This is a genomic window from Leucobacter komagatae (assembly GCF_006716085.1).
Classification (GTDB): domain Bacteria; phylum Actinomycetota; class Actinomycetes; order Actinomycetales; family Microbacteriaceae; genus Leucobacter; species Leucobacter komagatae.
In genome coordinates, this window is record NZ_VFON01000002.1 from 342,268 (window position 1) to 362,828 (window position 20,561).

The window sequence follows — 20,561 nt, forward strand, 5'->3', positions numbered from 1 at the left end:
CGGTGTAGAGCTGTAGTGGTAGCAGCTCCACTCTGCCCGGAGGTTCTCGTCTCTGTCACGGAGTCCAGATCAAACAACGACCCTGGACACTACAGCTAGTCCGTGCGTTCAAGGCCGCTGCCGTCGGCCGCAACCCGGAACGATGCGCTGCGGTAACCGTCGTTGATCACGAACGAGACGCTGACGGGGCCTGAGCGTTCGGTGTTCCAAGGATCCTCCTCGGTCTGCGCCAGCGCCCTGTCTGCGTTGTACATCACACCATCGAGGTTCTTCACCCCGACTTCCCCGGCCGCGCGTTCAATCTCGCGGAGGATCGCGCCGGCGTCGATCTCCGTGAGCGCGAACTGCTCGCTGAGCGTGTCCGGCTGCGGGGCACCCGGGCCGCCGTGCGCGACCGAGCCCTTTCGGTAGGTCCACCGGTCAACGTTGAGGCTCTCCGGAGTGAGCGGCGCATTCACGGTGACGAGGTCTTCCGAGACCGTCACGCTCACCACGCGATCGTGCCCGATCTCGGTGGCGAGCGCCGTAAACGCCCGGTCAAGCGCCGGCGCCTCACGGAGGTCGGCGTGCAGCCGCCCGTCAGGGATCGCGGTGAGGGTCTCCGCGAGGCCCGCGCGGTACGGGAACACGACGGCGGCGCCCGCGAGCAACGCGGCGAGCACAAACACCGTGATCCGGATCGGCCGCGACTTCTTTCCCGTGCCGATGAGCGGCCTGCGCGCGCCGGGAAGGCCGCCCGTGCCCGCTGACCCCAGGCGCATCTCCCCCGCGATGGCGGCGGGCGGGAACTCGGTGTCGGCCCAGATCTCAGCCGTAGCGTCTTCATCGGTCAGCGCGACGTCAGGCTCGCCCTCGGCGAGGATCGCGACGACGTGCCTCGTCCCGGGCTGGAATCGGGGAATCTGCGTGAGCTGCACGATGCGCCGCACCCGCGTGCGGTACACGCCGCCCCTCACAGGACGCACCGTCAGGTCGATGTCGCACACCGGCTGCTCGTTGATCTGGGTACCGGTCTGCGTGAGCTCATCCACCCGGGCAAGCCCGACCCTCCCCGCCGAGAGCGCGGTCTGCACCTGTTCGTTCGACGGCATCGAGAGGCCGCGCAGCGACCTCCCTACGAGCACGAGGACACCCGAAAGCACCGCTGCGACCAGTCCGACGGGGAACGCCCAGGCGGCGGCCCCGGGCGGCCCGACGATGGTGGCGATGACGCCGCCCGTGAGAATGCCGACACCAATAAAGAAGACGAAACGAAGCACCAAAAAAGCCTAACGCCTTGACCGCGAGCCCGCCCGCAATCGACGTATCGTGAGTGTTGAGGGTGCAGCGGCTAGACTGAAAGCTATGACTGCCCCGATCGAAGCAGACGTCGCTGCGCTGAGCTATGAAGCGGCGCGCGACGAGCTCATTCAGGTGGTGAGTCGCCTCGAGCAGGGCGGCGCCACGCTCGAAGAGTCCATTCAGCTGTGGGAGCGCGGCGAGGCCCTCGCCACCCGCTGCGAGGAGTGGCTCATCGGGGCTCGCAAACGACTCGAGGATGCGCGCCAGGGCGGCGCTCCCTCCGGCGCCGCGAGCGTCGAGACTCAGCCCGGGAACGGCGAAGAATTCTAACGATGGCGAAAAACAAGCGCCCGAACATTGTTGCAGAGCTCGGCCGGCCGGAAACGGCCGCCGAGACCGCCGCTCGCAAGGCAGAGGGAAGCCGCCTCTACAAGCAGCGGAAGACGGTGAACAACCTTGTCTTCTCGCTGCTCGTGACCGTCGGTGTGGTCTTCATCATCTACCTCATGGTGCCGCGCGAGCCCGGAGATTTCCCCGACCGCTCCGTTGACGTCGCCGCCGCGGCCGCGACTTCGGGGGCGAGCTATGAGCTCGCCGTTCCCGCGGTGCCCGAGTCCTGGAAGGCCAAGCGCGCCGCGCTCACCATCGACGGCGACGTCACCGTCTGGCAGGTGCACTATACGACCGAGAACGAGGCGTACGCGACCGTGGTGCAGGCGTACACCGCCGACGGCTCGCCGGTGCCGGCGACCTGGATCGCGAAGAAGCTTGAAGAGCAGGATCCGACGGGCCGCGAGCATCTCGGCGGGATCGACTGGCAGGTCTATGACCATCAGGATCGCAAGGCAGACGAGGTCAACATGCGCTTCGGCCTTGAGGGCGCCATCGGCACGAACACGGTGCTCGTCTTCGGAACCGACGATGAGGCAACGCTTCGCGTGCTCGCAACCCAGGTCAGCGAGTCGCTCGCCGGCCTCGAAAACTCAGCAACCGCAACGAATGAGGTGACCGAATGAGCACGACCACACGAGTGAGCCCCCAGGAGGCCTGGGACGCACTGATCGCCGGCAACGAGCGGTTCGTGTCGGGCGAATCAGCGCACCCGAATCAGAACGTCGAGCGGCGCAGTGAACTCGTCAACTCGCAGACCCCCGACGTCGCCCTCTTCGGTTGCTCGGACTCGCGCCTCGCCGCCGAGATCATCTTCGACTGCGGTCTCGGTGACCTGTTCATCGCCCGCAACATGGGCCACGTCGTCGCCGAGTCGATCACGGCCTCGATGGAGTACGCGGTCACCGAGCTCGGGGCTTCGCTCATCGTCGTGCTCGCGCACGACTCGTGTGGCGCGGTTGCGGCCGCGATCGACCAGACCGGGCGCGAGCCGTCAGAGACGACGCGTTCGGTGAAGCACACGCTCGCGCCGATTCAGCCTTCGGTGCAGCAGCTGTGGCTGCAGGGTCACACCGAGACCCCCTACGTGAACGCCGCCGAGATCGACGCGAACGCCGTCGGTCGGCTACACCTCGGCGCGACCGTCCACGAACTGCTGCGCACCTCGCGCGCGATTAGCGACGCCGTCGACGCGGGCACCCTCGCAATCGTCGGGCTGCAGTACCGACTCACCGAGGGCCGCGCCGTGCCCTACACGGTCGTCGGCCCCGTCGAGCTTGAGCTCGCACCACTGAACTAATTCCTTCTCACCAACACCCAAGCAAAGGACAACTGTGACTGAAGAGATCGAGTACCGCATCGAGCACGACACCATGGGCGAGGTACGAGTACCGAAGTCCGCGATCTACGCAGCGCAGACGCAGCGCGCTGTCGAGAACTTCCCGATCTCGGGCAAGGGCCTCGAGCCCGCTCAGATCGTCGCGCTCGCACGCATCAAGCGCGCGGCGGCTATGGCGAACGCCGACCTCGGCATCCTCGACGCAGACATTGCGAAGGCGATCGTTGCTGCGGCAGACGAGGTCATTGGCGGCGCGCACCACGACCAGTTCCCCGTCGACACCTACCAGACCGGCTCTGGCACTTCGTCGAACATGAACATGAACGAGGTGCTCGCGAGCCTCGCGACCAAGCACCTTGGCGCCCCCGTTCACCCGAACGACCACGTGAACGCGTCGCAGTCGTCGAACGACGTCTTCCCGACCTCGGTGCACGTTGCGGTCACCGGCGCGCTCATCGAGCAGCTCAAGCCGTCGCTCGCGCACCTCGCTGAGGCGCTCGAGGAGAAGGCTGAGCTGTGGAAGTCGGCTGTGAAGCCGGGCCGCACCCACCTCATGGACGCGACCCCGGTCACCCTCGGCCAGGAGTTCGGCGGCTACGCGGCGCAGATCCGCTACGGCATCGAGCGCATCGACGCGGCCCTCCCCCGCGTTGCCGAGGTCCCGCAGGGCGGTACCGCGGTCGGCACCGGCATCAACACCCCGCTCGGCTTCCCCGAGAAGGTCATCGCCGAGATCGCCGCGTCGAGCGGCCTGCCGATCACCGAGGCACGCAACCACTTCGAGGCGCAGGCGAACCGCGACGGTCTCGTCGAGGCATCGGGCGCGCTCCGCACGATTGCCGTGTCGCTCACGAAGATCGCGGAAGACGTGCGCTGGATGGGCTCGGGCCCGAACACCGGCTTCGGTGAGCTCCACATCCCCGACCTGCAGCCCGGCTCGTCGATCATGCCCGGCAAGGTCAACCCGGTCATCCCCGAGGCGACCCTCATGGTCTGCGCTCGCGTGATCGGCAACGACGCGACGATCGCCTGGGGCGGCGCACGCGGCAACTTCGAGCTCAACGTGATGATTCCCGTCATGGGCACCGCACTGCTCGAGTCGATCCGCCTTCTCGCAAACGTCTCGCGCGTCTTCGCCGACAAGACCGTCGCGGGCCTCGAGGCGAACGTCGAGCGCATGGAGACCCTCGCGGGCATGAGCCCCTCGACCGTCACCCCGCTGAACCGCCTCATCGGCTACGAGGCCGCCGCGAAGATCGCGAAGCACTCGGTCGCCGCCGGCATCACCGTGCGCGAGGCCGTCATCGACCTGGGCTACGTCGAGCGCGGCGAGGTCACCGAGGCCGACCTCGACAAGGCACTCGACCTGCTCTCGATGACCCACCCAGGCGTCGCGAAGTAACTCGCTCAGCGCGCTAGAAAGCGGCTCGGGATCCTCTTCGGATCCCGAGCCGCTTTCGTGTGCCCCGCTACCCGGCTACAGCACCTTCGAGAGGAACGCCTTCGTGCGACCGTGCTGCGGGTTACCGAGCACGCATCTGTCTTCCGAGACTGACCGCAGTTCCGAAATGTGCGGACCGAGCTCGGAAGCTCGATGCGGTTTCGGCTCGGCAGGGTGCAAGGCGGGGCGCGCCGCCAGCGCCCGCGTTACGCTGGCTTCATGACCGCCGACGCCTCACGCCACTCCGCCGCGACCTGGCAGGCCCGGGTCGACAGCGTCTGGGCTGACGCCAGCGCCACCGAGGAGGAGGTGCTCGAGCGCATTGCGGCACTCGCTGCCGAGCTACCCGAATCAGACCCGCGAGGCCCCTTTGAGCTTGGCGGCGCCCACGACTCCGCCGGCCATGAGGAGCGCGCCGCCGAACTCTATGAGCGCGCAATCGCCCTCGGGCTCGCCGGTCTGCCGCGGGCGGAGCTCGACGTGCAGTACGCGTCGACGCTGCGAGTCCTCGGCCGCGCCGACGATGCCGTGCGGGTCCTCGAGACGACCACGCGTCACGACGAGCTCGGCGCGTCGCCGGACGCCTTCCACGCGCTCGCGCTGCACGCAGCCGGCCGTTCCACGGAGGCCGTCGCAGTGTTGCTCGAGGCGCTCATCCCAACGCTGCCGAAGTATCAGCGCTCGCTCATCGGTTACGCTGCGCAGCTCCGCGCCGGCGATACGGGAGAATAGTCGGGTGCTCGACGAAACCTTCACGCTCCCCCTCTGGGCCGAACTCACGGCCGTCGGCGTCGGCAGTCTGCAGGGCGCCCTGTTCGCGGCCGGCTTCAAGCGGCTCGACCTGCTCGGGGTCGCACTCGTCGGCATCGCTTCCGGGATTGGCGGGGGCTTCCTGCGCGACATCCTGCTGAACACAACCACCGCCGCGTTCTCGATCAACTGGTACCTGCTGACCGCGACGCTGGCTGCCTTCGTTGGCATGCTCGTACCGCGCCTGTTCCATAAGGTGGACCCGGTCGTCACCCTGCTCGACGCGGTGAGCATTGGAATGTTCGGCGCGATCGGCGCGACAAAGGCGCTCGCGCTCGGACTTCCCGTCCTGCCCGCGCTGTTCATTGGCACGATCTCCGCGGTCGGCGGCGGTGTGCTGCGAGACATGATCCTGAACATCCCGATCGCGCTCATGCACGTCGGCTCGTTCTATGCGGTCGCGTCGATGGGCGGAATCGTCGTGCTGCTCGTCATGCTGCAGTTCGGCGCTCCCGTGCTCATCGCCGGCGTCGTCTGCGTCGTCGTGACGACGCTGCTGCGCCTCCTCGCCATTCGCTTCGGGTGGAGCCTTCCCGAGCAGCGCGCGCTCAGCCGCATCCAGCTGCGCCGCCAGCGCCAGGTCGAGGCCGTGATCGACGAGGCGCTGCAGACCGGCGTGATCGTGCTCCCCGACATCGTCCCAGACCCAGACGACGAGGACGACGAGGATGACGAGCCGGGCGGCGCACGCCAGCCGGCCCGCCCCTAGCTCGCGCACCCCTGCCTGCCCCGCACGTTCATCTGCCGTGCACCTCGGCGTAGCGAACCGGCTACCGCCGGGCGACCCCGGGGCCATTCGGGTTCGGTTGTGTAGTGGAGGGCGCCCTGAGGGCGCCCATACACGTGCCGCAATCGAGTCTGAAGGAACGACATGACGAACCCCGCTCGCCCGCCCCGACTACGCCGAGGAGCAACGGCGTTCGCGCTCGCCGCGCTCGTCGGCTCGGGCCTTGCTATCCCCCTCGCGAGCCCCGCCTCGGCGACACCCGCGGCTGCCGAGACAGCCGCCGTCCCGGTCGTGCCGGCCGCTTCCCTCGTCTCCACCGGCACCGTCTGGAAGTACCTCGACACCAACGTCGACCCGGCCGCGGGCAACGCCGACCGCAACGCCTGGACCGCCCCCGGGTACGATGACTCGTCGTGGCCAACGGCCGCCAGCGGTTTCGGCGTGAAGAAGAACGAGCTCGCCGCGGTCGGCCCGTACATGCCCGCGACCAAGCTCGCCCACTACATCGACGGCAACTCGAAGAACACGGTTCCGACCTACTTCTTCCGTACGACGATCGAGCTCGAGGCCGGCGTCGCGAGCGAGGTTGACTCGGTCTCCGCGTCGATCATCCACGACGACGCGGCCCGAGTGTTCGTCAACGGCCAGAAGGTCGCCGGCTTCCTCGATGCCCGAGTCGATGACGAGGCGCCCTCGAACCTGCAGTACGCTGGCGAGAGCAAGGGTGACCCTGTCGTGTCCGACTTCACGATCGACCCCGCGCTGCTGCAGGACGGTACGAACACGATCGCAGTGGCCGTCTACCAGGATCGCGAGACCTCGTCCGACGCCTATTTCGACATGACGAAGCTGCAGCTCTCACCCAAGACCGATGAGGGTGGCGGCACCGATCCGGTGGTCGCCGCCCCGACGCGCGTGATCCTGACGCCAACCGAGACGCCTGCGACGTCGCAGTCGTTCTCGTGGCTCGCTGGCGATGAGTCCCACAAGACGGGCACGGTCGAGATCGGGCTCGCCGCGGGCGGCGACACCCGCGTCGTCGATGCCCGCGCGGTTGGCGCCGTGAACGGCAACGCGAAGGAACACTTCTCGGCGACGGTCACCGACCTCGCCCCCGCAACCGCGTACCGCTACCGCGTTGGGACCGAGGGCAGCATGAGCGGGTGGTACACCTTCACCACCGAGACCCCGGGCGCGACCGACTTCCAGTTCGTCTACTACGGCGACGCACAGATCGGCCTCGACACCACCTGGCCCGCCGTCGTCGAGCAGGCAGAGGCCAAGGCCCCGCGCTCGATCGGTTCGGTGCACGCCGGCGACCTTATCAACACCGGCAGCAATGACACCGAGTGGCTGAACTGGTTCAAGGGGATGGAGCGCTCGGCGACGAGCACCAACGTCATGGCTGCGCCGGGCAACCACGAGTACTCGGGCGACAAGACGCTCGCCTCGTGGAAGGCTCACTTTGAGTACCCGCTCAACCAGCCGTCGACCGAGACGATCGGCGAGCTCGCCGGCCGCGCGCAGGGCGACTCTGACGTCGCACGCCAGTACGCCGCATACTTCGAGCACTGGGCAGACTTCGCGGCCGAGACCGTGTACTACACCGATTACCAGGGCGTCAGGTTCATCACGCTGAACGCCACACGCGACACCACGTTCCTCAAGCCCGCAAACCTCCCCGGCTGCACGGGCGCAGAGTGCCCGAGCACGAAGGTGCAGGCCCTGTGGACCGAGTACCAGGCCGCGTGGCTCGATTTCGTACTCAAGGAGAGCCCGTCGAAGTGGAACGTGGTCACCTTCCACCAGCCCGTGTACTCGACGTCGTCGGGCCGCGACGAGGCCGTGCTGCGCGAGTACTGGGTCCCCGTGTTCGAAGAGAACAACATCGATCTCGTGCTCATGGGCCACGACCACACCTACGGCCGCGGCTACAAGAACGACGACACCACCGAGACCCGCGGTATGACCGTCGGGCCGGTGTACGCGGTCTCGAACTCGGGCGCAAAGCACTACGACCTCGAAACTGAAGAGAAGAACGTCTGGACGAACAACGGCGCGACCCAGGTTATCCGCGGCGAGCGCGTTACCACCTACCAGGTCATCGACGTCACTGCGAACCAGCTCACCTACCGCTCGTACGTCGCCGAGAAGGTGAACGGGTCGAAGAGCTTCAAGCTCACCGATACTGCCGCCGATCGCCCGGTCTATGCCGCAGCAGAGGTCCCCGCCGTCGGCGAAGTCTTCGACGAGTTCACGGTCACGAAGTACGACACGGGCGAGAAGTGGGTGACGGAGCCGGGCATCGAGACTCCCGCCGGCCCGGCGCTGCAGCTCGGCGCGGCATCGGTCGCACAGGGCGGCGAGCTGCAGGTGTCAGGATCGGGCTTCGCTCCCGGTTCGAAGATCGCGCTCGAGCTGCACTCAGAGCCGGTCGCGCTCACTTCGGTCGAGGTCGGTGAGGATCGCGCGTTCTCGACCGCGGTTACGATTCCGGCCAACACTCCGACCGACACCGAGCACGAGATCGTCGCAGTACTGCCGAATGGCAAGACAGTGTCGACCGCGCTCACCGTCACGGTAGCCGACACCGGCGGCGAGAACCCCGGCGGAGAAAACCCAGGCGAGACCGGCACCACGCCCGGCGGGAACAAGCCCGACGCGGGCGGGCAGACCGGCGGCAAGGGGTCAGGGGCGATTGCAACGACCGGCGGCGACTCGTTTGCCCCGCTTGGCATTGCAGCGCTCGCACTGCTCGCGGTAGGCGGTGGCCTGCTCCTGTGGCGGCGCCGCGCGACTGCGGCCGCTACTGCGGCTGCCCACACGACCGAATAACGTCGTGGCCGCGTGAAGTGGGGCGCCGGGTTTCCCGGCGCCCCACTTTCGCATCTCCGCAGCGCCAGCTCCGCGCACTGATGCACAACTGGCGCTAGACCTCTCGCACCGACCCCACCCCGCGCCACACGACACTCGTCAGCACAACGCCCACGGTAATCTGCGCGAGTGCCCCGACAATGAGCAGGGCAAGCACGGGCGTCCACGACCCGACTGCCTGGTGGAGCGCCCCGGCGCCGAGCGGGCCGAGCGTCGCGACCGTGTAGCCGATCGACTGCACGGCGGTCGAGACACGCGCCGCCTCGGCCGCGTCGCGCCCGATCGTCGCGATGAGCGCCAGCGCGAGCGGGAACGCGCACATGCCGAGCCCGAGCAGCCCCGCCCACAGTTCGGGTAGCGCGAGCGGCGCGAATACGAACCCGAGCACACCAGCGGTCGTGGCCGACCCGACGATCACGAACCCGAGCCGCATCCGCTTCGCCCCGCGGGCGAGCGGCATGATGATCACCGTCGCAGGCACGCCGACCGCCATCGCGATGCCGAGCAGCAACCCGGCGCGCTCGGGTGACAGCCCGGCGTCGGTCGCGATCGTCGGCAGCCACCCCATGACGACGTAGCTGAGCAGCGACTGGATCGCGAAAAAGCTCGCAAGGAGCCAGGTGCCTGTTGGGTAGCCCCGCCCGCCCGCCGCGCCCCCGACGCGCGCCGAACGCTCAGCCCGTGGCGCCGCGTCGATCGCTGCCGGTCGGGGAAGCGGCATCACGAGCGCCCAGACAACGAGCGCGAGGAGCGCGGGGATCGCCCACGCCGCGAGCCCGACCGTCGGGCTGCCGACGGCGATCGCGACGGGAACGGCGGTCGCCGCTGCCGTCGCGGCCCCGAGCGACATCGCCGTCGAGTACACGGTCGTGACAGTACCGATGCTCCTGCCGAAGTGCGAGCGCACGACCGCGGGGAGCAGGATGTTTACGACCGCGAGGCCGCCCGTCGCGATGACGGTGCCAGCGACGACGACCCACGGCTGCGGGATCGCGCGAATGAGGAGGCCCGCCGCGAGCACCGCGAGCCCGATCGCGACCGTGCGCTCGACGCCCAGCCTTGCGGCGACCTTCGCCGTGCTTACGCCCGCGACCGCGAACACCGCCGTCGGGATCGCGGGGATGAGCACAACGGTCACCGAGTTCAACGCGCCGGCGTCGGTGAGCAGGGTGAGCAGCGACGCCGCGCTCGTGATCGCGAGGCGCAGGTTGAGCGCGACGAGCACGAGCGCGAGCAGCATGAGCGCGGGCCGCCGGCGCGCTACGGGAGGGGCATTGTGAACCATAATCATCCAAACATTAGACGTTCTACCTTTGAGACGTACTATCATTGCACATATGAGCCTTGATCCGATACGGCAGACCTCGCTGAGCGACCAGGTCGTCGAGCGACTCCGCACCGAAATCGTCGAGGGCCGCTGGGTCGTTGGCGAACGCATCCCGCCAGAGCCCGAGCTCATCGCCGAGCTCGGCGTCGCGCGCGGAACCCTCCGCGAAGCGATCCGCGCGCTCCAGTACAGCGGCATGCTTGACGTGCGCCGCGGCGACGGGACGTTCGTCACCGCCCGCAGCGAGGTCCCCGGCGCTCTTGCCCGCTCGGGCGGCACCATCGGCGACGTGCTCGAGGCCCGCGCGGCGATCGAGCCGCAGCTCGCGAAACTCGCCGCCGAGCGCGCCGACGACGACGACATCGAGCGGATCGCGGAAGCCCTCGAACATCGCGCGTTCGTCTCGGGCGAACCCGTGACCCGCGAGAACGCGGAGGCGTGGGCGCGCGCAGACTCAGCGTTCCACGAGGAGGTCGCGCGCGCCGCGCACAACCCGATCCTCTTCGAGATCTACGCGGCTCTGCTCCCCCGCCTGCGCGACTCCGTCGAGCAGGCGATCGCGCGCGATGGCTTCAGCCGCGAGGACCCGCGCGGCCACGAGGAGGTGCTCGACGCGATCAGGCGCCGCGACGCAGAGGCCGCCGGCGCGAGCGCCTCGGCGAACCTCGCCGCAACGGAGCGGTGGGACGAAGCAGAGCGGGCCGGCGCAGCTTCACGCTAACGCCGACCCGCCCCGATCCTGACCCGCTACGAGTCGAGCAGCTCCGTCACGAGCGCGGCGATATCGCTGCGCTCGCTGCGCGTGAGTGTCACGTGGCCGAACAGCGAGTGCCCCTTGAGCTTCTCGATGACCGCCGCGATCCCGTCGTGCCGACCAACGCGCAGGTTGTCGCGCTGCCCGACGTCGTGGGTGAGCACGACCCGCGAGCGCTGACCGATGCGACTGAGCATCGTGAGCAGCACGTTGCGCTCAAGCGACTGCGCCTCGTCGACGATCACGAACGCGTCGTGCAGTGAGCGGCCACGAATGTGGGTGAGCGGGAGCACCTCGACGAGGTCGCGGGCGATCACCTCGTCGAGCACGTTCTGCGAGACGATCGAGCCGAGCGTGTCGAAGACTGCCTGGCCCCACGGGTTCATTTTGTCTTGCTGGTCGCCCGGGAGGTACCCGAGCTCTTGCCCGCCCACCGCGTACATGGGCCGGAACACCATGACCTTGCGGTGCTGCTGCCGTTCGAGCACCGCTTCGAGTCCCGCTGCGAGCGCGAGCGCCGACTTGCCGGTGCCTGCCTTCCCGCCGAGCGACACGATCCCGACCTCGGGGTCGAGCAGCAGGTCGATCGCGAGGCGCTGCTCCGCGCTCCTGCCGTGCACCCCGAACACCTCGCGGTCCCCGCGCACGAGGCGCAGCGAGGCGTCGCCGTCGACCCGCGCGAGGGCCGACCCCGTCGGCGAGCTGATGATGAGTCCGGTGCCAATGACGAGGCCGCGGGCGGCCTCCACATCGTCGAGCCGTTCGACTTCCCACAGCGTGTCAACGTCGGCATCTGTGAGCTCGATCGAGGTCGTGCCGAGGTAGCTATCGTCGCCCGTCTGATCGTTGCGGTACTCCTCAGCGCCGAGGCCGAGCGCGGCGGCCTTCACGCGCATCGGGAGATCCTTCGAGATCACGGTCACGTCGAGGCCCTCGGTTGCGAGGCTCTGCGCGACGGCGAGGATGCGGGTGTCGTTGTCACCGAGTCGCATCCCGCTGGGCAGAACTTCGGCACTCGAGTGGTTGAGTTCGACGCGCAGCGTGCCGCCGTCTTCGCCAACGGGCACCGGGAAGTCGAGCCGCTCGTGCCGTTCGCGCAGCCCGTCGAGCAACCGCAGCGCGCGCCGCGCGAAGTACCCGAGCTCGGGGTCGTGCCGCTTCTTCTCGAGCTCGGTCACGACGACGACTGGCAAAACGATGCTGTGTTCAGCGAACCGGAAGATTGCCGCTGGATCGCTGAGCAAGACCGACGTGTCGAGCACGTAGGTTCGCTCCGCCTGCGCGAGGCGCTCGGCCTCGGCGATCGCCGGCTGCTGAATGGTTTCTCGGATTGTTGCCACGGCGGCTCCTTCGTTCTGCCGGGGCGGCCCCGGCGAAACGAGTCGGCCGTAGCTTTCGAGGGTGGCTGCGGCCTCCTCAACCGGGCACGGTGCCCGGTACTCGTCAAGGTACGCTTTGAAGGTGAACGGGGGCTTTCGACACGCTGAAGTGTTGGAACGGGGTACGCGCGCCCCCGAAATCAGCGCCACAACACTGGAAACGTGAGATATCGACAGTCGTGGCCCGTCTGATTGGTACCTTCTCTACAGAACCGACAACAGAAACAGTTTCCTATGCTGCCTTTCCTCCATCAAACAGCGCTAGGCTGATGCCATGACTGACGCGCGTATCCTGCGGACTCGGGCCGCACTCCACAAGGCGATCACTGAGCTCGCCACCCAGAAGCCTGTTGGCGAGATCACGGTCTCGGAGCTCGCGGAGAGCGCCGGCATCAACCGTGTGACCTTCTACAAGCACTACACGACGCCCGCCGAGGCGCTCGCGGACGCGCTGCACACCGAGCTCAAGGACATCGTTGCCGCAGCTGCCCCCGCGCCCGAGATCGACGCGTTCACGCACTGTATCTACACGGCGCTCGACCACCTCGAGGAGCGACGCGAGCTCTACACGATCGCGTTCAGCGACCAGGTCGACGGCACGATCCCGATCATGCTCTCCCGCTTCCTCACCGAGGTCGCTGAGACCTACCTCACGAAGCGCCGCAAGCGGAAGCCCGCGGTTCCCGACGTCGACCTCGACGTCGCGGCAGCGTTCCTCGCGAACGGCGCCACGGGCGCGATCCGCGTCTGGATCCTTGAGGGCGACATGTCGCGCGAGCGCTTCTTCGAGAACCTGCCGCTGCTGCTCCCCGCCTGGTTCCAGGCGGAGGCAGCTGCGAACTAGCGGGTTAGCCACGCCTCGGCGTTAGCGGCGCTACCGCCGCTAACGCCGAGGCGGTGCCAGGCTCGGCTGCTTGCCGAACTGGCCCGTCGCGGCGAGCGCGGCGATCAAGATCGCGGCGACGATCCACCCGGAGACGCCGAGCGGGTTCACGAGAGGCAGGGGCAGCGGCGCCCCGGCGGTCGTAAACACCATGAAGAGGGCCCCCGCCCCGTTGAGCGCACCGTGCGCGATGACGGCGGGCCACACGGACGCGCTGCGCAGGCGCAGCCAGCCGAACAGGATCCCCCAGAGCACGCTGCCCACGGTCATGAGGGCAACCCCGCGCCAATCAAGCAGCCCGAAGTTGTGGCCGAGCAGCGTCACCGGCGCGTGCCAGACGCCCCAGATCGCGCCGCTCACGAGCAGGGCCGGCCAGGTGCCCAGCGGGCGAAGCGCGGGCAGCAGCCAGCCTCGCCAGCCGATCTCTTCGCCGAACGCCGGGAGCAGGTTGATGAGGCTCGCAAACGGCACCATCGCGAGCTGCGTGAGCATGACGGTGTGCGCGAGTTCGGGCGGAGTCCCTGCCGCCGCGAGCGTGGCCGCAAACCCCGAAAGCTCGGCGAAGTCGGGGGTGTACCAGCCGAAGAGCGTCGCGACGCCGAGCGCGAGCGCGACGATCACGATCGGCGCGAAGTTGCCGAGCACGATGAACCAGACGACGCGCTTCGCGGGCCGGAGCGGCCACAGGCCGAGGAACCGGGCCCGCCCGCGCCGCGGCGTCTTCATCACGAACACTGCGACGAGCATTGCGACCGCCGGCGTGAACATCATGACCGACGGCAGCAGCTGCATGAGCATCTGCGTGCCGAGCGGAATGCTCGCCGCCGTCGCCGGGTCGAGCTGCCACATCGGCAGCATGACGAGCCAAGCGAGCCCGTAGGCGACCGCGACGAAGAGCGCGACGGCGCTCCACGGCACGCGCGTGAGCGGTTCGGGCTGTGCGCCCGAGATCGGTTGCTGCGTCATTGCGAATCTCCTTCGATTGGTTCTGCTGCTTGCTCTGCTGCTTTTGCCGTTGCCTCGGCGAGCACCGCCGCAGCATCCTCCGCGCCATCGACCGTGACGACGAGCACTCTCCCGCTGCGCCTGGTGATGACGATGCCCTCGCCACCTCGCGGCACGATCCCGGTGCGGCCGCCCGCAAAGCGGAGACCCCAGCCGCCGAACTCGCCTAGCGGCTCGATCCGCGCGGTCACCACATCGGCGACGTCCGCCGCCGGAACTCGAAACACCGGCCATCCGAAGCGCGAGCGCGCCTCGAACCCTGCGGGGCCGATCCGCACGCTGAACCACATGCACATTCCGGTCGAGACGGCGACGAGCGCGAACACACCGAGGCTGATCCAGCCGGCAAGAGGTTCGACAGTGAACATCCAAGCGGTCATCGCCGCGATCAGCACGTTCACGACCGCAAGGCCCCAGGCCACCCCGCGCGATGGGCGAATCTCGCCCACCCAAGCCGCGCGCTCGGCCTCCCCGAGGGGAAGCGCCTGAGCGGTCGGCGCGCCCGTCTCGGGGTCGATGCGCACCCGGGGCTGGAGGAGGTAGCCGACGATACCGGCGACGGCCCCGGCGACCCATCCGCCGATGAGCCAGCCGAGCGTCGAACCGGTCTCCCGCGCGTCGGCCGCGTCGAGCTGCGTTAGCGCAACCCCGAGCGCGTTGGTCTGCAGCGACACTACGAGGCCGAGCGCGAATGCGGGCAGCCACCGGTTCGCGGAAGCCCACGTGCCCGCCCCGGTCGCCGGGGCCATGCCCCGCTGCTGCAGCAGCTGCAACTGGGGGAGGAACAGGGTCACCAGGCCGAGCACCGCGAACAGCACCAGGTTCGACCACGGGGCGCCGAAGCCATCGGGCAGGCCGGATGGGCCCCAGTGGGTCGCGGCGGGATCGGGCATGCGCGGCAGCCAGATGAGCTGCACCGCGACCGAGGCGACGAGCACGATGCCCGGCACGATCAAGCCGACGGTGCGCGCCGCGCGCTTCGCTCGGCCAAGCTGAGCCGTGTGTGTCATTCGTTTCCTCCACTGCTGTCCGGTGAGTCTCCAGTGCGGGCCCGCCGGGCCGCGGTCGCGAGCGCGGCTGCCGCAGAATCGGCGTCGTCGAGCGTCACGACGAGCGGTCGCCCCCTGCTCCGGGTGACGCGGATCCCTTCGCCCGCGCGCATGACGATGCCGACCTTGCCATCGACCGAGATACGCCAGCCCCAGCCCCCAAACTCGCCGAATGGATGGATGTCACTCACCTCGACATCGGTGACCTGCCCCGCGGGCACGCGCACCACTGGCCAGCCAACGAACGACCTCGCCTCAAAGCCGCGCTCGTCGATGCGCACGTTGAACCGCATGCAGGTCACCGTGAGTACGAGCACCGCCAGCAGCGACACCGCCACGATCGCGACCCCCACCGGCTCAGCCGGTCTGATACTTGCCACGAGGATCAGGCAGGCGACCAGCACCACCAGCGAAGCCCCCATGATCCAGAAGTACGCCCGACTGACGCCGATCGACCCGACCCACGCGACGCGTTCGGCTGGGGCGAGGTCGAGCACTTCACCCGACTCAGCCTCGACGGGTGCCAAGAGCCGCAGCCGCGGCTGCGCGAAGTAGCCGAGCGCGGCAGCGGTAATTCCAATCACCGCAGGCATGATGGAGACGGCGAGGTTCGGTTCGAGCTGCCTGGCGTCGGCAAGGTCGAGCTGGATCGCGGTCGTGATGATATCGAGCGAAAAGATCGTCGTGGCGCCGCCGAGCGCGATCGCCGGGGTGAGGCGATTGATCGGCCCCCAGATGTCGCCGCCGGGCCGCTGCCCAGTGACCCAGTTTGGTGCCCGCTGCAGGAAATACAGGGCGGCCATCGTGAGGCCCGCCACAGGAAACAAGAACAAACCGAGCATCGGGCTGCCAAAGCCGTCAGCGACACCGGCACCGTTCCAGTGCACCGCAACCGGGTTGGGTAGGCGTGGGAGCCAGACGAGCGTGACGATCACGCCGACGACGACGAGGCCGAGCGGGATGACGAGGCCGACGATGCGCGCGGCCGTGCGTGCGCGGAGCAGGTCGGGGTGCGGTTTTGGGGTGGGCTGCGCTGGCACTGTGTTCGTCATGCGGCGGCTTGCTCCTCTGAAAACTGCAGCGGGATCGGGTCGGCGGGTGGCGTGCGCCCCGGGCCCTCGTTCGCGACGAGAGCGGCAAGTGTGGTTTGGCTCACGCCGAGCGATCGGGCGCGGGCGACGAGCTCACGCACCTCCCCAGACAGCTCGACGAGCGTGCTCGCCAGCGCGGTCACGACGGCGCCGCGGCCCCGCCTGAGGTCTACAAGACGCTCGTCGCGCAGCTGCTGGTAGGCCCGCAGCACGGTGTGCACGTTGATGTCGAGCGCGACGGCAAGCCGCTTCGCCGCGGGGAGCACGGTGCCGGCGCGCACCTTCCCCGATGCGATATCGGCACGCACGGAGTCGGCGATCTGCTCGTAGATCGCGCGCTCACTCGCCTCGTTGATTCGGATCAGCATGTGCCCTCCCTATGGCCTAATTCTACTTGAACTAGAACAACTGGCGTGGCCCTACGTTCCAAGATCAACTAGCGTGAGTTGTGGGAGGTCACCATGCACCGTTCACCATGCCCGAAATGCACGTTAGCCCTCACCGCGGGCGCCCTCGCGGCGCTCCTCGCGCTCACGGGATGCGCAGCTGAGCCGCCATCGGATCCGCCAGCCCCGTCACCGGCACCCACAACAGCGGCCCCAACGGAAACGCCAGCCGAGACGTTCGGCCCGCGGCAGCCGACGACCGGCCTCTCTGCCCCCTGGTCGATCGCGTTCGTCGCGAACTCGGCCCTCGTGAGCGAACGCGACTCAGGGCGACTCCTCGAGCTCACGGAAGACGGGGCCAGCCGCGAGATCACGACAATCGCCGGTGTCGTGCACGGCGGCGAGGGTGGCCTGTTAGGGCTTGCGGTGTCGCCCGCCGAAGCAGGCGCCCAGCCCGAGTTTCTGTATGCCTACTCGACGGCCGAGTCCGGCAACCGCGTACAGCGCTTCCCCCTCACGGGCGAGCCCGGCTCACTCGCGGTCGGCGAACCCAGGACGATCATCGAAGGCATCCCGCGCGCCACCTCGCACAATGGCGGCCGGATCGCGTTCGGCCCCGACGGAATGCTCTACGTCACCGCCGGCGACGCCTCGCAACCGTGGCTGTCGCAAGACCTCGACAGCCTGGGCGGCAAGATCCTCCGGCTCACCCCCGACGGCAAAGTGCCCGGCGACAACCCGTTCGATGGCTCCCCCGTCTACACGTACGGGCACCGCAACCCGCAAGGGATCGCGTGGGCGCAAGACGGCACCATGTACTCGAGCGAGTTCGGTCAGGACACCTGGGATGAGCTCAATGTCATCACCGCGGGATCGAACTACGGCTGGCCCGAGGTCGAGGGGATCGCGGGCGACGGCAGGTACGTCGACCCGGTGCAGCAGTGGACCCCGGACGAGGCTAGCCCGAGCGGCATCGCGATCACGGACGGCACGATCTACATCGCGAACCTGCGCGGCCAGCGCGTGCGGACGGTGCCGCTGTCGGACCTCGCGGCGAGTTCCGACCACTTCGTCGAGGAGTACGGCAGGATTCGCGACGTCGCTGTCTCCCCCGACGGGAAGCTCTGGCTGCTCAGCAACAACACCGACGGCCGGGTGGAGCCACGCGAGGGTGACGATCGGTTTATCGACTCGGGCCTCGTGCAGTAGAGCCCGCGCTCCACCCGCCCCAGCCTTCACACCGTATGTGATCTACCCTACTTATCCCCCAACCGCCGTAATTCGTCATACCCATTGCCGTTTACATACGCAGCGCCGGAGGGCGGGGGCGGGCCTACTGCTAGGCAGAGTGACCCGCATACGAACGAAAGCGCCCACCACCCGACGGGGTGATGGGCGCTCCCACACCTGAGACTAAAACGCAGCGATGCCGGTGAGCTCGCGCCCGATCACGAGCTGGTGCACCTCGTCGGTGCCCTCGTAGGTGCGCACGGACTCGAGGTTCGCCATGTGACGCATCACCGGGAAGTCCGAGGTGATGCCGTCACCACCGAGAATCGAACGGCACTGGCCGGCGATCTTGATGGCCTCGCGCACGTTGTTCAGCTTGCCAACGGAGATCTGGCCGTAGGTCAGGTTGCCCGCGTCCTTCAGCCGCCCGAGGTGCAGCGCGAGCAGCATGCCCTTCTCGTACTCAACGAACATGTCGGCGAGCTGCGCCTGGATGATCTGCTTCGAGCCGATCGGAGCGCCGAACACCTCGCGCGTCTGCGAGCGCTCGACTGCTGCTTCGAGGCATGAGCGCGCGGCGCCCATAACCCCCCAGGCGATGCCGTACCGCGCCTCGTTCAGGCACTTGAACGGAGCCGACAGGCCCTTCGCGCCCGGGAGAATGGCGTCTGCCGGGAGCCGCACATCGGTGAGCTCGATCTCGGTCTGCAGCGAAGCGCGCATCGAGAGCTTGTTCTCGATCGCAGTCGCCTTGAAGCCTTCGGTCTCGGTCGGCACGACGAAGCCGCGCACGACGCCCTCCTCGTCCTTCGCCCAGATGACGCCGACCTGGGCGATCGTTGCGAGCCCGATCCAGCGCTTCTTGCCGTTGAGCACCCACTGGTCGCCGTCGCGGCGAGCCGAGGTGAGCATGGTGTTCGGGTCGGAGCCGCCCTGGGGCTCGGTCAGGCCGAAGAAGCCGATCGCTTCGCCGCGCCCCATGGCCGGGAGCCACTGCTGCTTCTGCTCTTCCGAACCGAACTTGTAGATTGCACCCATCGCGAGCGAGCCCTGCACCGAGAGCGCGGTGCGGAAGCCCGAGTCCGCAGCTTCGAACTCCATCGCGACGAGGCCGTACGCGACAGACGAGGCGCCGCGAAGACCGTAGCCATTCATGTACATGCCGAACGCGCCGAACTCGCCGACCTCGGGGAGCAGCTCGACGGGGAGCCGGCGATCCTCGAACGCCTGGTCGATGATCGGGTTGATCTTGGTCTGCGCGAACTCTCGCGCCTTGAGCTGCCACTCGCGCTCTTCTTCGGTGACGAAGTCGGCGACGTTGAACAGCTGGTCAATCGTGGTGGTCATGAGTTTCCTTTGTTCGTGGGGGTGCAGCGGAGATTAGCGTGGAAGCCAGGTTGCGCCCTGGTGCTCGCCAACCCCGGGGGGCGGCGTCGTGTAGCGCGCTGGCGTCTCGGAAAAATGGATCGGTGCGGCAACTGACCGCAGCGTGTGCTCGGAACCGTCTGGCGCGACACCGGTGGTCTCGGCGACGGCGTTCAGGCCGAGCGACTCGGCGAGCTCAATCGCCTGCGCGATCGTGTTCACGCGACCCGCCGGAATGTTCGCGGCAGTGAAGGCCGTGATCCACTCGTCGGCGTTGCGCGTTCGAAGCCGATCCTCAAGCGCGGCGCGCAGCGCGACCCGGTTCGCAACCCGCGCGGGGTTGTTCGCAAATCGCTCGTCGGTCGCGAGCTCGGGTACCCCGAGCACCTCGCAGAGCCTCGTGAACTGCCCATCCGTTCCGACCGCGAGCGCGACCGACTGGTCGGCGGCGTGGAAGGTCTCGTACGGCGCGATCGACGGGTGCGCGTTCCCCATTCGCCCGGGCGACGTGCCGGTCTCGAGCGTCGACGAGGCCTGGTTCGCGAGCGCCGAGAGTAGCGAACCGAGCAGCGTCACCTTGACGTGCTGGCCGCGACCGGTGCCGCCCTCCATGTCGCGGGCGCGGAGCGCGGCCTGAATGCCGATCACCGCGTTGAGCCCAGTGAGGATATCGACGAGCGCGACACCAACCTTGGTGGGTTCGCCGCCCGCGTCGTCGGCCTGGCCGGTGATGCTCATGAGCCCACCGACGGCCTGCACGAGCAGGTCGTAGCCGGGAAGATCGCGGCCCTCGGCGTCGCCGAAGCCCGAGATCGAGCAGTACACGACGCCGGGGTTTGCGGCGGCGAGTGCCTCGTAGCTCAGCCCGAACTTGTCCATGGTGCCGGGCTTGAAGTTCTCAATGACGACATCTGCGGTCGCTGCGAGCTCGGTCGCGAGTGCGATGCCCTCCTCGCTGCGGAGGTCGCACACGATCGAGCGCTTGCCACGGTTGACACCCGCGAAGTACGTGCTCTGGCCAATCGCGTTCGTCGGCGGCGACCACTGCCTGGTGCCGTCACCCTCGGGGCTTTCGATCTTGATGACGTCTGCGCCGAAATCCGCGAGCAGCATCGTTGCGTGTGGGCCCGCGAGCACCCGGGAGAAATCTGCGACCCGTATGCCGGCGAGCGGACCTGGAGTTGTCATACTTCAACTGTAGGCGAACCACCACGACCGATCGTCCAAACT

At 68.2% G+C, this 20,561-nt stretch carries 19 protein-coding genes; 10 read left to right on the plus strand and 9 right to left on the minus strand.

Annotated features, from left to right (window positions below; translation table 11 throughout):
* Positions 1 to 95: 95 nt before the first annotated feature.
* Entirely contained in the window at positions 96 to 1,259 is a 1,164-nt protein-coding gene (locus FB468_RS16465; protein WP_141888880.1) for a hypothetical protein, read from the minus strand.
* An 85-nt stretch (positions 1,260 to 1,344) separates the two neighbouring features.
* Between FB468_RS16465 and FB468_RS16470 the strand changes: the two genes are divergently transcribed.
* From FB468_RS16470 to FB468_RS16495, 7 genes are all read left to right on the plus strand, one after another.
* On the plus strand, positions 1,345 to 1,611 hold the full coding sequence (locus tag FB468_RS16470; RefSeq protein ID WP_141888881.1) for an exodeoxyribonuclease VII small subunit: 267 nt from the start codon (positions 1,345 to 1,347) through the stop codon (positions 1,609 to 1,611).
* Positions 1,612 to 1,613: 2 nt separating this feature from the next.
* On the plus strand, positions 1,614 to 2,297 hold the full coding sequence (locus FB468_RS16475) for a DUF4245 family protein (protein ID WP_141888882.1): 684 nt from the start codon (positions 1,614 to 1,616) through the stop codon (positions 2,295 to 2,297).
* Complete coding sequence (locus tag FB468_RS16480; RefSeq protein WP_141888883.1) at positions 2,294 to 2,971, plus strand: carbonic anhydrase; 678 nt, start codon at positions 2,294 to 2,296, stop codon at positions 2,969 to 2,971. Before FB468_RS16475 ends, FB468_RS16480 begins: the two co-directional genes overlap by 4 nt.
* 34 nt (positions 2,972 to 3,005) lie before the next feature.
* The gene (locus FB468_RS16485) at positions 3,006 to 4,412 is read left to right on the plus strand and encodes a class II fumarate hydratase (protein WP_121075378.1); all 1,407 of its coding nucleotides are present in this window, start codon (positions 3,006 to 3,008) and stop codon (positions 4,410 to 4,412) included.
* Positions 4,413 to 4,670: 258 nt separating this feature from the next.
* On the plus strand, positions 4,671 to 5,183 hold the full coding sequence (locus FB468_RS17490) for a tetratricopeptide repeat protein (RefSeq protein ID WP_246056016.1): 513 nt from the start codon (positions 4,671 to 4,673) through the stop codon (positions 5,181 to 5,183).
* A gap of 4 nt (positions 5,184 to 5,187) precedes the next feature.
* On the plus strand, positions 5,188 to 5,970 hold the full coding sequence (locus tag FB468_RS16490) for a trimeric intracellular cation channel family protein (protein ID WP_246056017.1): 783 nt from the start codon (positions 5,188 to 5,190) through the stop codon (positions 5,968 to 5,970).
* A gap of 162 nt (positions 5,971 to 6,132) precedes the next feature.
* Entirely contained in the window at positions 6,133 to 8,823 is a 2,691-nt protein-coding gene (locus tag FB468_RS16495; protein WP_141888885.1) for a purple acid phosphatase family protein, read from the plus strand.
* Positions 8,824 to 8,917: 94 nt separating this feature from the next.
* On the opposite strand, the gene FB468_RS16500 is transcribed toward FB468_RS16495, so the two are convergent.
* Positions 8,918 to 10,153, minus strand: a complete 1,236-nt coding sequence (locus tag FB468_RS16500; protein WP_170219802.1) for an MFS transporter — start codon at positions 10,151 to 10,153, stop codon at positions 8,918 to 8,920.
* Between the two features lie 46 nt (positions 10,154 to 10,199).
* Between FB468_RS16500 and FB468_RS16505 the strand changes: the two genes are divergently transcribed.
* Positions 10,200 to 10,910, plus strand: coding sequence for a FadR/GntR family transcriptional regulator (locus tag FB468_RS16505; RefSeq protein ID WP_141888887.1), 711 nt, complete (start codon positions 10,200 to 10,202; stop codon positions 10,908 to 10,910).
* A 26-nt stretch (positions 10,911 to 10,936) separates the two neighbouring features.
* Here FB468_RS16505 and phoH2 read toward each other — a convergent pair whose 3' ends face one another.
* Positions 10,937 to 12,274 carry an RNA 5'-3' helicase PhoH2 gene (phoH2, locus tag FB468_RS16510; protein WP_246056037.1) on the minus strand — a complete coding sequence of 446 codons (1,338 nt, stop codon included), beginning with the start codon at positions 12,272 to 12,274 and terminating at the stop codon, positions 10,937 to 10,939.
* 322 nt (positions 12,275 to 12,596) lie between these two features.
* Between phoH2 and FB468_RS16515 the strand changes: the two genes are divergently transcribed.
* On the plus strand, positions 12,597 to 13,166 hold the full coding sequence (locus tag FB468_RS16515; RefSeq protein WP_141888889.1) for a TetR/AcrR family transcriptional regulator: 570 nt from the start codon (positions 12,597 to 12,599) through the stop codon (positions 13,164 to 13,166).
* Between the two features lie 39 nt (positions 13,167 to 13,205).
* Here FB468_RS16515 and FB468_RS16520 read toward each other — a convergent pair whose 3' ends face one another.
* The 4 genes from FB468_RS16520 to FB468_RS16535 are packed head-to-tail and all read right to left on the minus strand — an operon-like array spanning position 13,206 to position 16,718.
* Positions 13,206 to 14,171, minus strand: coding sequence for a CPBP family intramembrane glutamic endopeptidase (locus FB468_RS16520; protein ID WP_141888890.1), 966 nt, complete (start codon positions 14,169 to 14,171; stop codon positions 13,206 to 13,208).
* Positions 14,168 to 15,220 (minus strand): DUF1648 domain-containing protein, encoded by a 1,053-nt coding sequence (locus FB468_RS16525; RefSeq protein WP_141888891.1) that lies wholly within the window; start codon positions 15,218 to 15,220, stop codon positions 14,168 to 14,170. Before FB468_RS16525 ends, FB468_RS16520 begins: the two co-directional genes overlap by 4 nt.
* Positions 15,217 to 16,311: a DUF1648 domain-containing protein gene (locus tag FB468_RS16530; protein WP_141888892.1), complete on the minus strand. Its 1,095-nt coding sequence runs from the start codon at positions 16,309 to 16,311 to the stop codon at positions 15,217 to 15,219. The genes FB468_RS16525 and FB468_RS16530 overlap by 4 nt, the downstream gene beginning before the upstream one ends.
* The gene (locus FB468_RS16535) at positions 16,308 to 16,718 is read right to left on the minus strand and encodes a GntR family transcriptional regulator (protein ID WP_141888893.1); all 411 of its coding nucleotides are present in this window, start codon (positions 16,716 to 16,718) and stop codon (positions 16,308 to 16,310) included. Before FB468_RS16535 ends, FB468_RS16530 begins: the two co-directional genes overlap by 4 nt.
* Positions 16,719 to 16,811: 93 nt before the next feature.
* Here FB468_RS16535 and FB468_RS16540 point away from each other — a divergent pair, with 93 nt between their 5' ends.
* On the plus strand, positions 16,812 to 17,945 hold the full coding sequence (locus FB468_RS16540; protein WP_141888894.1) for a PQQ-dependent sugar dehydrogenase: 1,134 nt from the start codon (positions 16,812 to 16,814) through the stop codon (positions 17,943 to 17,945).
* Positions 17,946 to 18,149: 204 nt separating this feature from the next.
* Here FB468_RS16540 and FB468_RS16545 read toward each other — a convergent pair whose 3' ends face one another.
* The gene (locus FB468_RS16545; protein ID WP_141888895.1) at positions 18,150 to 19,313 is read right to left on the minus strand and encodes an acyl-CoA dehydrogenase family protein; all 1,164 of its coding nucleotides are present in this window, start codon (positions 19,311 to 19,313) and stop codon (positions 18,150 to 18,152) included.
* Positions 19,314 to 19,346: 33 nt separating this feature from the next.
* Positions 19,347 to 20,519 (minus strand): CaiB/BaiF CoA transferase family protein, encoded by a 1,173-nt coding sequence (locus tag FB468_RS16550; protein ID WP_141888896.1) that lies wholly within the window; start codon positions 20,517 to 20,519, stop codon positions 19,347 to 19,349.
* Between the last annotated feature and the right edge of the window lie 42 nt (positions 20,520 to 20,561).

Excerpts from the sequence above, each read along its gene's own strand:
- FB468_RS16470 (WP_141888881.1), top strand. The coding sequence starts at position 1,345 with ATGACTGCCCCGATCGAAGCAGACGTCGCTGCGCTGAGCTATGAAGCG.
- FB468_RS16475 (WP_141888882.1), top strand. The coding sequence starts at position 1,614 with ATGGCGAAAAACAAGCGCCCGAACATTGTTGCAGAGCTCGGCCGGCCG.
- FB468_RS16480 (WP_141888883.1), top strand. The coding sequence starts at position 2,294 with ATGAGCACGACCACACGAGTGAGCCCCCAGGAGGCCTGGGACGCACTG.
- FB468_RS17490 (WP_246056016.1), top strand. The coding sequence starts at position 4,671 with ATGACCGCCGACGCCTCACGCCACTCCGCCGCGACCTGGCAGGCCCGG.
- FB468_RS16495 (WP_141888885.1), top strand. The coding sequence starts at position 6,133 with ATGACGAACCCCGCTCGCCCGCCCCGACTACGCCGAGGAGCAACGGCG.
- FB468_RS16500 (WP_170219802.1), bottom strand. The coding sequence starts at position 10,153 with ATGATTATGGTTCACAATGCCCCTCCCGTAGCGCGCCGGCGGCCCGCG.
- FB468_RS16505 (WP_141888887.1), top strand. The coding sequence starts at position 10,200 with ATGAGCCTTGATCCGATACGGCAGACCTCGCTGAGCGACCAGGTCGTC.
- FB468_RS16515 (WP_141888889.1), top strand. The coding sequence starts at position 12,597 with ATGACTGACGCGCGTATCCTGCGGACTCGGGCCGCACTCCACAAGGCG.
- FB468_RS16520 (WP_141888890.1), bottom strand. The coding sequence starts at position 14,171 with ATGACGCAGCAACCGATCTCGGGCGCACAGCCCGAACCGCTCACGCGC.
- FB468_RS16525 (WP_141888891.1), bottom strand. The coding sequence starts at position 15,220 with ATGACACACACGGCTCAGCTTGGCCGAGCGAAGCGCGCGGCGCGCACC.
- FB468_RS16530 (WP_141888892.1), bottom strand. The coding sequence starts at position 16,311 with ATGACGAACACAGTGCCAGCGCAGCCCACCCCAAAACCGCACCCCGAC.
- FB468_RS16535 (WP_141888893.1), bottom strand. The coding sequence starts at position 16,718 with ATGCTGATCCGAATCAACGAGGCGAGTGAGCGCGCGATCTACGAGCAG.
- FB468_RS16540 (WP_141888894.1), top strand. The coding sequence starts at position 16,812 with ATGCACCGTTCACCATGCCCGAAATGCACGTTAGCCCTCACCGCGGGC.
- FB468_RS16545 (WP_141888895.1), bottom strand. The coding sequence starts at position 19,313 with ATGACCACCACGATTGACCAGCTGTTCAACGTCGCCGACTTCGTCACC.
- FB468_RS16550 (WP_141888896.1), bottom strand. The coding sequence starts at position 20,519 with ATGACAACTCCAGGTCCGCTCGCCGGCATACGGGTCGCAGATTTCTCC.